The organism is Mangrovimonas sp. CR14 (genome assembly GCF_011764015.1).
Taxonomy (GTDB): Bacteria; Bacteroidota; Bacteroidia; order Flavobacteriales; family Flavobacteriaceae; genus Mangrovimonas; species Mangrovimonas futianensis.
Genome location: NZ_JAAFZY010000004.1, coordinates 37781 through 50850, shown reverse-complemented (window position 1 = coordinate 50850; position 13070 = coordinate 37781). Strand labels below are relative to the sequence as shown.

Below are 13070 nucleotides of genomic sequence, written 5' to 3'. Positions count from 1 at the left end.
CCTTTTAAATACGTCTAACACACTTTAATTAACGTAATTACATATAAAATTCAATCCTTTATATGAAATCACATTTTTGTAGAGTTGGCAGAAGAACAGTAAGCCCTCTAAGTAATAACAATTTAGACGAATTGGAAAAAAATCACAACAATATGGTGGAGCAAGCATATAGTACTATGCATACCGATTCTAGCCTAAGTGATTTACTTTTTCATGAAGCGTCAAAAATTAAGAAGAAAATTTTGAGCCTTAAGAATGACCTTAATGCTTCAAATCTAGATGCAGCGTTTTAAAGTATTTAAACGCATATTGCAATCTGGATCCGTACCAGGAAAAAAATTCGCCATCAGCAAGGACTATTTGGGCATTGGGGAAATTTTTTCTTATTAAGTTTTTATGCTCTATATTGAATGGGTAAGGCTCCGAAGAGAGTAGTACCAAATTAACCTCGTCATACACTTCATTCAACACCACCTCTGGATATCTATCCAATGATTTGAAATAATTTTCAAAATGATTTAGCTGCAACATGGCATCTATAAAAGTTTGGTTAGCTGCAACCATCCAAGGATCTTTCCAAATAAAATAAGCAACCTTTTTTGAAGGCTTCCCATCCATCCAATCAGTAAATTTTTGATACTCATTTGTGATTGTTGAAATAAGATCTTGAGCCCTTGTCTGAACTTGAAAGACATCTTGATACATCTCTATTAATTCAAACACATCCTCCAAATTGAAAATATCACTTAAATGTACTGGAGCAATTTGTACCAGTTCCTGAATCATTTCAAGTGTATTCTCTTCTTTGTTACACAAAATTATATCTGGCTGAAGGGACTTTATTTTTTCAAAATCCACTTGTTTAGTTCCTCCCACAACAGCCACTTCCTTTCTTATGTGCCCCGGGTGTACACAAAATTTTGTAACACCAACCAATTGACTTTCTAGTCCCAAGTCACAAATAAGCTCTGTAATACTTGGCACTAAGGAAATAATTCTAGTTGGAGATTTGGAAAAGTATAGTTTTCTATTTAGTTGGTCTCTAAACTCCATTATAGATTTTCCAGAAAAGACTCCATTTGCCTTTGTAATTCTTGCGCTTTTTGACCCGCAATTTCTGCAAAATCCGCTTTATTGGAAGCATATATAATTCCTCTGGATGAATTGACCAACAAGCCGCAGTCTTTGGTCATTCCATATCTACAAACCTCTTCCAAACTTCCACCTTGGGCACCAACTCCTGGCACCAATAAAAAGCTTTCTGGAACAATTTGCCTGATCTCCTTTAGATATTCTGCTTTGGTTGCACCCACCACATACATCAAATTTTGAGCATTCTCATAGGATTTAGACGTTTCCAAAACATGTTTGTAAAGCTCTGTACCATCATTTTTTTTGGTCTGAAAGTCGAATGCTCCTTCATTTGAAGTTAATGCCAGTAATATGGTGTGTTTATCTGGAAAGGACAGAAAAGGCTCCACAGAATCTTTCCCCATATAAGGCGCTATTGTCACACTATCAAACCTTAAGTCTTCAAAAAAGGCTTTAGCATACATCTTACTTGTGTTTCCAATATCTCCTCTCTTAGCATCAGCTATCGTAAAAACCTCCGGATACTTATCATTGATATAGTCTATGGTCTTTTTCAAAGATTGCCACCCTTTGATTCCATAGGCTTCAAAAAAAGCAATATTAGGCTTATAAGCCACAGCCAAATGATGGGTTGCATCAATAATAGCCTTATTAAATGAGAAAATGGGATCTTCCTCCTTCAATAAAAATTCTGGAATTTTGTTTAAATCGACATCCAATCCAACACATAGAAAGGATTTCTTTTTTTTGATTTGCTCAATGAGTTGTTGCGTAGTCATAATCAGTTATAAAAAAAGCCCCGTTAGAGGCTTTTCATTAAATAGTTTCATCACTTGCTTTCAATTTCTGAGTGTTTTCAGCAAGCATTAATTCATCTATAATTTTTTGAATGTCGCCATTCATAATATTTTGTAAGTCGTATAAAGTCAAACCAATTCTGTGATCTGTTACTCGTCCTTGAGGGTAGTTATAAGTTCTAATTTTAGCACTTCTGTCACCAGAACTTACCATACTTCCTCTTTTGGCTGCTTCTTCCTCCTGCTTCTTAGCCAATTCCATATCATACAATCTGGAACGTAATACACGGAAGGCCTTCTCTTTGTTTTTGTGCTGCGATTTTTGATCTTGACATTGTGCTACCAACCCAGTTGGAATGTGAGTCAATCTTACCGCTGAATAAGTGGTATTTACCGATTGTCCACCAGGACCAGACGAACAGAAATAATCAATTCGCACATCCTTTGGATCAATTTCCACATCAAACTCTTCTGCCTCAGGAAAAACCATACATGTAGCTGCACTGGTATGAACCCTTCCCTGAGTTTCTGTTTGAGGAACACGTTGTACACGGTGCACACCTGCCTCAAATTTTAAAGTGCCATAGACATCCTCACCGTTTACTTCAAACTGAATTTCTTTGAATCCACCATTGGTTCCTTCACTAAAATCCACGGTACTTACTGACCAACCTTTGCTTTCACAATATTTGGTATACATTCTGAACAAATCACCTGCAAAAATACTTGCTTCATCACCTCCGGTTCCTGCACGTAACTCAACCACCGCATTTTTAGAATCTTCAGGGTCTTTTGGAATTAAAAGAAACCTAATTTCATCTTCCAGAACTGGAATCTGTTCCTTGGCTTCATCATATTGCATTTTGGCCATTTCAACCATTTCAGCATCACTACCATCAGAAATAATTTCTTCAGCTTCTTCCAATCTATCTAAAACCTGCTTGTACTCATCACGCTTGTCAACTAGTACTTTCAGGTCTTTATATTCTTTATTTAACTCAACATAACGTTTTTGATCTGCAATAATATCAGGCTGAATGATTAAATCACTCACCTCATCAAAACGCTGTTTAACTATGTTTAATTTATCTAACATACAGATACCTCGAATTAGGCTGCGAAATTACGAAAAAATAGTTTAAGCCAAATGTACGTATTTAGGAGTTGTCATTATTTTTTATATTCGCCTAAAACCTATTATTTAACACCTATTGAAACTCCTTAGACTACTATTATTTTGCCCCCTCCTAATCCTCGCACAAACACCTAACACCTCCTACCTGACTCCTGAAATTCAGTTAGGAAAAACTCTGGAGGCCAATGATGGATTTCCCAACACCCAGCTCCAAAAAAGCTTTTTTTTAAGTTGGGGAAATTATAATAATCACAGGGATCAAGAATGGGTTTACAGACTCAATCAACCTAAAACAGGAGTAACTCTAGGCCTCATTGACTTTGGAAATAGAGAAGCTATTGGCACCGGTTTATCTGCTATGACTTTCATTGACTTTTCATTGAACAAATCCAAAAAACTAAGATTAAAGATGGGCTTAGGTGCATCCTATTTTAACAAACAATATGACAGCATCTACAACCCAATGAATAGAGCTATAAGCACCAATTTTACCTGGTCTTTCAATTCCTTTCTCTACTATCACATACATCAATCTGAAAATATAGACTATAACTTAGGCCTAGGATATTACCACCATTCTAACGGGCACACCAAACTGCCCAACCAAGGCTTAAATTCCCTATTAGTGAGTTTCTCTGCAGATATTAGATGGCAACCCATAAACCATACCGAGGAACCAATAATTAATGATTTTAAGAAAAATAGCTATAGATACTTTTCGAGTGCATTTGGTCTGGGCTTGAACACCTTATCAAATAAATTCAATAACACCAAAAACGTTTACAACCTGACTCTCTCTTACGGTAAGGTAATCAATAGAACCTTCAAGTTTGGCTTTGGAGCTTATTATAGATTCTATGAACATTATTACGACTATATTAAAAATGAAGAAACACTTATACTTGAGGAATACACACAATTCAAAGACAATCCTTATGGATATGCCACTAATATTGGTCTATTAGGAAAAGGTGAATTACTTCTGAATCATTTTGGCTTAGAATTTCAAATTGGATTAAATATTTACAAACCATTTTACGCGATTGACTGGAAATTAAACCAAGGATATACTTATGAAAGACCCACGGAAGATGGCCCTGTTACCGTCGAAGTTTTAGGCGAGCTCGATTGGTATTATGAAGTAAAAAGAGCGATTTCCAGTAAAATGGGAATCAATTATTACTTCATTGGAACTGATAAAACACCCAAACACAATTTTTTCATTGGCGCCCACATCAATGCTAATTTAGGTCAAGCGGATTTCACTGAATTTTCGGCTGGCTATGTTTACAGTTTTCATTTTAGAAAATAAAACTTTTATCTAGTCGTTTTTAATACATGAATCAATTAGGAGCTATACTACTTTTCTACAAACCATATGTTTTATGGTCGTTCGCCATTAATACTTTATTACTGGCCTACAATCCTGATATCATTCCTCTCATATTCACTAAATTCTTTCTTGTTCTTTTGTTGTGGTTCATCATTAAGGAATCCCATGCCAGAAAGAAACTCGTTTTTTACAAAAACTTGGGCATAAGCACTTTCAAATTATTCTCCACTTTATTTTTCATAGACATTTTGGTTTCATTAACTTTCATCTTGACTTTAAAAGTATTTATATGATTTTGGAAGTTGATAATGTTGAATTATCGTTTAACAACAAAACCATTCTTAACAGTGTCTATTTTAAGGCAGAACAAGGGAAAATCACAAGTTTGATTGGCAAAAACGGCTCTGGTAAAAGTTGTTTGCTTGAAATCATTTTTGGTTCGTTACAACCTAAATACAAACTGATAAGAATAAACAAAAAACCTTTCTTGAAGCCTTTATATTTTTACAAGAATAAAATTGGCTTTCTACCCCAACACCAAATTAGCCCAAATAGCATAAAAATTAAGTCGATTTTCAAGTTGTTTGGAGTTTCATTAAACCAATTTATGATTGACTTTGAGAACTTTAATAAATACAGAAACTCAAGAATCAATGAGCTTTCCAGTGGCGAGATCAGGATACTTGAAACGTATGTGATTTTAAAAAGCCAGATGGATATTATTTTGCTGGACGAACCCTTTTCTTATCTAGCCCCCATAGCCGTTATTAAATTAAAGGAATTAATAAAAGAAGAAAAGGAGAAAAAAATCATCATTCTCACCGACCACCAATACCGAGAGGTCTTGGATATTTCAGATACCTGTTACTTTTTAAGTCAAGGAGGAACAAAATTGATTTCTTCTGAAAAGGATCTACAAAACCAAAACTATATATCATAAAAAAAGCGCTTCGTTATCGAAGCGCTTTTCATTTGAATTAGCCTTGGCTTAACCACATTTGGAGGACCCACAATCTGTGCAGGTCAAACATCCTTCTTGGTAAACCAATTTATCTGAATTACAATTACTACATCTTCCTTTGGCTTGTGTTCCATCTTCCACAAAACGCTTCAAAGCTCTAACAACACCATTTTTCCACGTATTAATTGACTCGTTATCCAATTGCAAACTATTAATCAAGTCAACAATCTTGTCAATTGGCATACCGTGTCTCAAGGTACTTGAAATCAGTTTTGCATAGTTCCAAAACTCAGGATTAAATTTATGGCTTAGGCCTTCAATGGTTGTTTTGTAACCTCTCTTATTCTTGTATTGAAAATCATAACGAGAAGTTCCATCTTCATTTCTATTTTTAATAATCAATCCATCAGTAGCCCAACGAGGAATCAGGATGCCATCTTCATCATCAGCTAGCCCGGTGAAAATTTCATAAGGTTTACCATCAATCAAACCAATAAATGCAATCCACTTTTCCTTATTGTTTTGGAATCTTACCACATCAGCTTCTAAAACCTGCGGACGTTTCGTTGGGAAAGCTGTCAATTTTTCTTGATCTTCTTCCTTTTTCTCTTCGTTGGTAATCAAAACTCCAGAACGAGATCCATCACGATATACAGTCACACCTTTACAACCAACTTCCCATGCTTTTAAATACAAATCACCTACCAAGTCCTCTGAAACATCATTTGGTAAATTAATGGTCACACTAATGGAGTGATCTACCCATTTTTGCACCGCTCCTTGCATGCTCACCTTACTTAACCAATCCACATCATTTGAAGTAGCTTTATAGTAAGGAGATTTCTTCACCAAAGCATCTAATTCTGACTGTGTATAATTTTTATCGGTATCAATACCGTTAACTCTCATCCACTCCTTGAACCTGTGATGGAAAACCACATACTCTTCCCAAGAATCACCAACCTCATCTACAAAATCAACCCGAACACCTTTGTCATTAGGGTTCACTTTACGACGACGCTTATAAACAGGAAGGAAAACAGGCTCGATCCCAGAAGATGTTTGAGTCATTAAACTCGTTGTTCCCGTAGGAGCAATCGTTAACAACGCAATATTTCTACGGCCATATTCCATCATTTCATAATAAAGCTTTTCATCAGCTTCTTTCAATCTTAAGATGAATGGGTTATCCTTTTCACGTTCGGCATCAAAAATTGAAAAAGCACCACGCTCTTTAGCTGTATAAACGGACCCTCTATATGCTGCTATAGCCAATGTTTTATGGACTTTAACCGAAAAAGCATTTCCTTCCTCAGACCCATATCTGATACCTAAAGCCGCCAACATATCGCCTTCAGCCGTAATCCCTATTCCAGTTCTTCTTCCCTCATAGGCTTTTTGACGAATGTTCAACCAAAGGTTTTTCTCCACAGATTTAATTTCATCATTCTCAGGATCGGCATCAATTTTAGCTAAAATAGCATCAATTTTCTCCAATTCCAGATCAATAATATCATCCATCATCCTTTGAGCAAATCCTACATGCTTTTTGAACAATTCAAAATTGAACTTAGCTTTACCAGTAAACGGGTTTTCTACATAGGATAACAAATTGATAGCCAATAAGCGGCAAGAATCATAAGGACACAATGGAATTTCACCACAAGGATTTGTGGAAACCGTTTTATAACCTAAATCGGCATAGCAATCGGGCACAGACTCTTTGGCAATGGTATCCCAAAACAAAATACCAGGTTCTGCAGATCTCCATGCATTATGCACTATCTTTTTCCAAATACCATTGGCGTCAATCGTTTTTGAAAATTGAGGTGATTCACTGAAAATTGGATATTTTTGCGTGTATTCGCTACCATTTTTAACCGCTTTCATAAAATCATCATCGATACGCACAGACACATTGGCTCCTGTTACTTTCCCTTGCTCTAATTTGGCATCAATAAAATCTTCTGAATCTGGATGGTTAATAGATATGGATAACATCAATGCTCCTCGACGCCCATCTTGCGCCACTTCTCTGGTAGAATTGGAATAACGCTCCATAAAAGGAACAATCCCCGTTGAAGTCAACGCCGAATTCTTCACATGACTACCCTTTGGTCTAATATGAGACAAATCATGACCTACACCACCGCGACGCTTCATCAATTGAACCTGTTCTTGGTCAATTTTCATAATCCCACCATAAGAATCAGAATCTCCATTATTGCCTATCACAAAACAGTTGGATAATGATGCAATTTGGTATGGATTACCAATACCCGCCATAGGGCTTCCTTGAGGAACGATATACTTAAATTCCTTAATCAAATCAAACACCTCATCTTCCGTCAATGGATTGGGATATTTTGCCTCAACTCTTGCAAGTTCTTTTGCAATTCTGCGATGCATATCATCTGGGGTTAATTCATAAATATGCCCTTCAGAATCTTTGAGAGCATACTTATTCACCCAAACCCTTGCAGCTAAATCATCTCCTTTAAAATATTTGAGGGATGCTTCAAATGCTTCTTCTGGTGTATAAGTCTTCTTAGACACGCCAACTGTATCTGTCTTCATTTAGTAATAGTTTGTTTGGATTAATATGAGTATTGAACAAATCGAATTTCGATATGTGAACTTACTAAAAATTTAAAACACCACACATGATAAATATCAGAAAGTTATCAAGATAAATGTGTTAATTTATTAATTATCAATAAGTTATTTATTTATCAACATAAAAAAGTTGACAAATTTTTATTTTTTGTTTAAAATTAATTTGGATGTTTTTTTGGAAATACGAACTAAAAATCTACTACTACTCCTAGTCCTAAAATTTGTTTCCACTGAATTCTAGCGCCTTTCTCCACCAAATCCCCATCCTCAGCTTCTTCAAGGATTTTAATATCATCATCATACTTGAGGTGTGATGCCAAAGTGGCCCGTACGTAGTTATTCACTTTACAATCTAGACTAACCTGCCAATCTACATCCACATTTCCAAAGTTATTGATGTAATCTGTATAAAGGCTAATCCCATTCTTGAGATAGATATTGTAGAAAATCTGTGATTCATAAGCGCTTGTAAACAAAATCCCTAATTCACGCCTCACTTTTTGACCTCTCCGGATTAGGTTACCCTCTTCATCATAAACAGCTGGATCCACACCAAAAGACCCCAAATTTGCCAAACGCTCATCTAAAACGAAGGTTGACTTGAGGGTTAAGGGTGAAAAATACATTGAAAACTTTTCTATATTCTTGCCATATTCCATACCGCCCCCAAGAAATAAATAACCTGGAGCCATAAATCTAGAAATAGCATTTTCGGTATCTGGATAATTATAACCATTGGAAAACTGGGACTTAAAATTGAATCGTGCAGAGAAATACCAATTACTTAAAGTATCTCTTCGATACCCTAAGTTTGACGTGATATCCATTAAATCATCAGTCTTCCTTAGCGTTTGCTCCTCCTGCTTATTAACACCATATCGTGCTGTTGCTACGTTAACCCATGTTAAGTTCTTCGTCTCATACTTCAGTGAGCTTTCAAACCCTAGTAACCCAGAAATAGAGTTGGTACCCCCGGCATTCCAATTCACAAATGCCACCTGAGTTATATCAACACCAGCCTTATTTTTAAGTGTCCAAAGTGGCTCCTCAGTTTTCAGCTTTTCTTTTTCAAAAAAAAGGGAGTCCGGTTGCCCCACCATATTTTTCGAACAAAGAACAACCAAAAGGAGAATAAGTCCTTTAACAAATTTCTGCATTCAATCAATAATTAAATTCTCCAAATTCACTTTTGATAGTTAATTTTTTGACTTCAGAAGCCTCCACTCTACCAATGATTTGAGCATTAACGTTAAATGATTTTGAAATTGCTATAATATCATCTGCAATCTCTGGCTTCACATACAATTCCATTCTGTGCCCACAGTTAAATACCTGGTACATTTCTTTCCAGTCGGTATTAGACTGCTCCTGTATCAATTTAAACAACGGCGGAACCGGAAACATATTATCTTTTACAATATGAAGATTCTCAACGAAATGAAGTATTTTAGTTTGAGCTCCACCACTACAATGCACCATTCCATGCAAAGACTCTTTATCGTATTTAGAAAGAATAGCTTTTATTATTGGAGCATAAGTTCTGGTAGCCGACAAAACCAATTTACCCGCATCGATTGGCGAACCTTCAACAGCATCGGTCAATTTCACACCTCCAGAATATATCAACTCTTCCGGAACAGAAGGATCAAAACTTTCAGGGTACTTATTCATTAAATAGTTATGAAAAACATCATGACGCGCAGATGTCAGCCCATTACTACCCATACCACCATTATATCCTTTTTCATAAGTAGCTTGACCGAATGATTCCAGCCCCACAATCACATCGCCTTCTTCAATATTTGAATTATCTATAACAGCATTTCTTTTTATTCGAGCAGTTACGGTTGAATCCACAATAATCGTCCTAACTAAATCCCCTACATCAGCAGTTTCTCCACCCGTAGAATGTATGGTTACTCCAAACTCCTTCAACTCAGAAATAAGTTCCTCTGTACCATTTATTATGGCAGATATCACTTCTCCAGGAATCAAATTTTTGTTTCTCCCTATCGTTGAGGAGAGCATAATGTTATCAGTAGCCCCAACACATAGAAGGTCATCCACGTTCATTATTAAAGCATCTTGAGCAATTCCTTTCCAAACAGACAAATCCCCAGTCTCCTTCCAATACATATAAGCCAAAGAGCTCTTAGTTCCAGCACCATCTGCATGCATAACCAAACAATAATCATCATCATTGGTTAAATAATCTGGAACAATTTTACAGAAAGCCTTAGGAAACAATCCTTTATCAATATTTTTAATGGCATTGTGAACATCCTCCTTTGAAGCCGAAACACCTCTCTGAGAATATCTTTTGCTTACTTCTTCGCTCATAAGTTTGGTTTGAAATGCAAAAGTAATAATTGTAATTTATTTAACGCTGAAGAATCGTTTTGGAATTTTTTCAAAAAAAATAGAAACTGAAATGAAAATAGAAATGAATCCCATTCTCCCTTCTTAAAAATATAAATAAAAAAAGATCTATCGCCCATAATAGCAACAGATCCTCGTCTCTTCAATTTGGAACGTAAGAATATTATTTTCCTTGCATTTGCTCCAAGTGAATTTCGTCTAGGTTTGTTTTCGCAACTTTCTTATCAACTGACCTTTGAGAAAAAATTAAGGTTGCAGCCATAAGCATAAGAACGCTTACAATAAGCCTTTTCATGTTAAATTAAGAATTGATTAATAGCAGTACTAAAATACAAATAAATATCCTATGATATTTGTCATACTTTTCCTTTTCGTTAATCGCACATGAAATCAAGATGAAATGCAACACTCAAAAAAAACCCGTAAAAAATACGGGTTTATATGATTAAAAAAACACCAAAGCTTATTTGGTAAATAGTAGTTCTCTATACTTGGTAAGAGGCCAAAGCTCATCATCAACTTCCAGCTCCAATTTATCACAATGGTATCTTATCTCCGTTAAGTAAGGCTTAACATTTTCGCAATAACCATGGGCCTTTTTATCAAGATCAACCAATTGATTCAACGTTTTTCGTTCCTCTATCATTTTAGTGACATTGGAATTGATTGCCGCAATATGTGATGATATATCTTCAATAAGACTTAATTGCTCGTTCGCTAATTTTTTATAATCCTTTCCATATATCTCCTTTAGTCCTCTCACGTTTTCTATAAGCAAATTTTGATATCTAACTGCGGTGGGGACCACATGATTTCTTGCAATATCACCCAGCACTCTACTTTCTATTTGAAGTCTCATGATATATTCTTCCACTTCAATCTCATACCTTGCCTTAGACTCCACTTCATTCATGACACCAAGATCTTTAAACAACTTGATGGCTTCCTTGGAAATCTTAACCTTTAAGGCTTCGGGAGTTGTCTTATTATTGCTTAAACCACGTTTGTGCGCTTCCTTTTCCCAAGCTTCACTGTACCCATTACCCTCAAACAAAATGTTACGGGATTTTTTGATATACTCTCTTAATATATTAAATATCGCCTCATCCTTTTTTAGGTTTTTCTTAGCGATAAGCTTATCAACTTCCCCTTTAAAATCGATTAATTGTCTGGCAACAATCGTATTTAAAACGGTCATCGGACTGGCACAATTTGATTTTGAACCTACAGCCCTGAACTCAAATTTATTCCCTGTAAATGCGAAAGGAGAAGTCCGATTCCTATCTGTATTATCCAATAAAATTTCAGGAATCTTTCCAACAACATTCAATTTAAGATCTGTTTTTTCTTCTGGTGAAAGTTTTCCAGAAGTGACATTCTCCAATTCATCCAACACCTTAGTCAATTGCTCACCTATAAAAACAGAAATAATAGCAGGAGGCGCTTCATTGGCCCCCAAACGATGGTCATTACTGGCAGAGGCTATAGAAGCCCTAAGCAACTCTTCATAATCATAGACCGCCTTTATGGTATTTATAAAGAAGGTGAGAAATTGCAAGTTACTCATAGGTGTTTTACCTGGACCAAGCAAATTAACTCCAGTATCTGTACTTAAACTCCAGTTGTTATGCTTTCCTGAACCATTAACTCCTGCAAACGGCTTTTCATGAAGCAAAACTTTAAAATTATGACGCTCTGCCACTTTCTCCATGACATCCATTAAAAGGGAATTATGATCTACAGCCAAATTAGCTTCTTCATAAATTGGAGCCAACTCAAATTGGTTAGGCGCCACTTCATTATGCCTGGTCTTTACCGGAATACCCAACAACATACACTGATGCTCTAAATCACGCATATAAGCCATCGCTCTATTGGGAATAGTACCAAAATAATGATCATCTAATTGCTGCCCCTTTGCAGCAGAATGCCCTAACAAGGTTCTTCCGGTTTGTACTATATCTGGTCTGGATGCCGCCAAACCACTATCAATAAGAAAATACTCCTGCTCCCAACCCAGGGAGGCATTTACTTTCTTTACATTTTTATCAAAATATTTACAAACCTCTACCGCAGCATTATCCACAGCTTGAAGCGCTCTTAAAAGCGGGGTTTTATAATCTAAAGCTTCACCTGTATATGCTACAAATACCGTAGGTATACAAAGCGTTGTCCCATAAATAAAAGCGGGAGAAGTAGGATCCCAAGCCGTATAACCTCTCGCCTCAAAAGTGTTTCTTATACCTCCATTTGGAAAACTAGAAGCATCAGGTTCTTGTTGAACCAACTGTCCGCCACCAAATTTCTCTATTGCCTGCCCCCCGCCTATTGGCTCAAAAAAGGCATCATGCTTCTCTGCTGTAGAACCCGTCAACGGTTGAAACCAATGCGTGTAATGCGTTGCTCCCTTTGATATTGCCCATTCCTTCATTCCTGTAGCAATATGCTCTGATACTACCCTATCAATTTTAGCCCCCTTCCTAATAGCATCCATGACACTAGTATAGGCCTCTTTAGTCAGATACTGAAGCATGGAGTGCTCGTTAAATACGTGGTTACCAAAAATTGAAGACCTACGCTCATCTTCAGAGACACTTAATGGTCTTTTATTAATAGCTTCTTTTAAAGCATGAAATCTTAAAGTTGACATATAGAAAAATTATTATTCTGATTACAATATTAAAAGCTAAGAAATTACGAAAAAAACAGATTAAGACATAATTATTAACAAATATTCACCTGAAGCCTATCAAAATT

Annotated in this window: 10 protein-coding genes; 3 read left to right on the top strand and 7 right to left on the bottom strand. The window is 36.1% G+C overall.

The genetic code is table 11. The annotated features are described in order from the left end of the window. Nucleotides 1–62: 62 nt before the first annotated feature. Nucleotides 63–293, top strand: coding sequence for a Lacal_2735 family protein (locus GZ212_RS08965; RefSeq protein ID WP_166959176.1), 231 nt, complete (start codon nt 63–65; stop codon nt 291–293). On the opposite strand, the gene GZ212_RS08960 is transcribed toward GZ212_RS08965, so the two are convergent. The 3 genes from GZ212_RS08960 to prfA are packed head-to-tail and all read right to left on the bottom strand — an operon-like array spanning nt 262 to nt 2985. Continuing rightward, nucleotides 262–1053 carry an ABC transporter substrate-binding protein gene (locus GZ212_RS08960; protein ID WP_166959174.1) on the bottom strand — a complete coding sequence of 264 codons (792 nt, stop codon included), beginning with the start codon at nt 1051–1053 and terminating at the stop codon, nt 262–264. The two genes, GZ212_RS08965 and GZ212_RS08960, sit on opposite strands and share 32 nt — an antisense overlap. Beyond that, complete coding sequence (gene pyrF / locus GZ212_RS08955; RefSeq protein ID WP_166959172.1) at nt 1053–1871, bottom strand: orotidine-5'-phosphate decarboxylase; 819 nt, start codon at nt 1869–1871, stop codon at nt 1053–1055. The genes GZ212_RS08960 and pyrF overlap by 1 nt, the downstream gene beginning before the upstream one ends. Nucleotides 1872–1908: 37 nt before the next feature. Then, nucleotides 1909–2985, bottom strand: a complete 1077-nt coding sequence (gene prfA, locus GZ212_RS08950; protein ID WP_053972260.1) for a peptide chain release factor 1 — start codon at nt 2983–2985, stop codon at nt 1909–1911. 115 nt (nt 2986–3100) lie between these two features. Between prfA and GZ212_RS08945 the strand changes: the two genes are divergently transcribed. Both GZ212_RS08945 and GZ212_RS08940 read left to right on the top strand, forming a co-directional pair. Then, nucleotides 3101–4336, top strand: coding sequence for an acyloxyacyl hydrolase (locus GZ212_RS08945; protein WP_166959170.1), 1236 nt, complete (start codon nt 3101–3103; stop codon nt 4334–4336). A gap of 310 nt (nt 4337–4646) precedes the next feature. Continuing rightward, complete coding sequence (locus GZ212_RS08940; RefSeq protein ID WP_166959168.1) at nt 4647–5297, top strand: ABC transporter ATP-binding protein; 651 nt, start codon at nt 4647–4649, stop codon at nt 5295–5297. A gap of 48 nt (nt 5298–5345) precedes the next feature. On the opposite strand, the gene GZ212_RS08935 is transcribed toward GZ212_RS08940, so the two are convergent. The 4 genes from GZ212_RS08935 to GZ212_RS08920 form a co-directional block, all read right to left on the bottom strand. Continuing rightward, nucleotides 5346–7895: an adenosylcobalamin-dependent ribonucleoside-diphosphate reductase gene (locus tag GZ212_RS08935; RefSeq protein ID WP_166959166.1), complete on the bottom strand. Its 2550-nt coding sequence runs from the start codon at nt 7893–7895 to the stop codon at nt 5346–5348. A 227-nt stretch (nt 7896–8122) separates the two neighbouring features. After that, nucleotides 8123–9091, bottom strand: a complete 969-nt coding sequence (locus GZ212_RS08930; RefSeq protein WP_053972255.1) for a DUF3078 domain-containing protein — start codon at nt 9089–9091, stop codon at nt 8123–8125. Between the two features lie 4 nt (nt 9092–9095). Then, nucleotides 9096–10274 (bottom strand): AIR synthase related protein, encoded by a 1179-nt coding sequence (locus GZ212_RS08925; RefSeq protein ID WP_166959164.1) that lies wholly within the window; start codon nt 10272–10274, stop codon nt 9096–9098. A gap of 502 nt (nt 10275–10776) precedes the next feature. After that, nucleotides 10777–12963 carry a glutamine synthetase III gene (locus GZ212_RS08920; protein ID WP_166959162.1) on the bottom strand — a complete coding sequence of 729 codons (2187 nt, stop codon included), beginning with the start codon at nt 12961–12963 and terminating at the stop codon, nt 10777–10779. Nucleotides 12964–13070: the final 107 nt, after the last annotated feature.

Coding starts and splice junctions, on each gene's coding strand:
- GZ212_RS08965 (WP_166959176.1), top strand. CDS start 63: ATGAAATCACATTTTTGTAGAGTTGGCAGAAGAACAGTAAGCCCTCTA.
- GZ212_RS08960 (WP_166959174.1), bottom strand. CDS start 1,053: ATGGAGTTTAGAGACCAACTAAATAGAAAACTATACTTTTCCAAATCT.
- pyrF (WP_166959172.1), bottom strand. CDS start 1,871: ATGACTACGCAACAACTCATTGAGCAAATCAAAAAAAAGAAATCCTTT.
- prfA (WP_053972260.1), bottom strand. CDS start 2,985: ATGTTAGATAAATTAAACATAGTTAAACAGCGTTTTGATGAGGTGAGT.
- GZ212_RS08940 (WP_166959168.1), top strand. CDS start 4,647: ATGATTTTGGAAGTTGATAATGTTGAATTATCGTTTAACAACAAAACC.
- GZ212_RS08935 (WP_166959166.1), bottom strand. CDS start 7,895: ATGAAGACAGATACAGTTGGCGTGTCTAAGAAGACTTATACACCAGAA.
- GZ212_RS08930 (WP_053972255.1), bottom strand. CDS start 9,091: ATGCAGAAATTTGTTAAAGGACTTATTCTCCTTTTGGTTGTTCTTTGT.
- GZ212_RS08925 (WP_166959164.1), bottom strand. CDS start 10,274: ATGAGCGAAGAAGTAAGCAAAAGATATTCTCAGAGAGGTGTTTCGGCT.
- GZ212_RS08920 (WP_166959162.1), bottom strand. CDS start 12,963: ATGTCAACTTTAAGATTTCATGCTTTAAAAGAAGCTATTAATAAAAGA.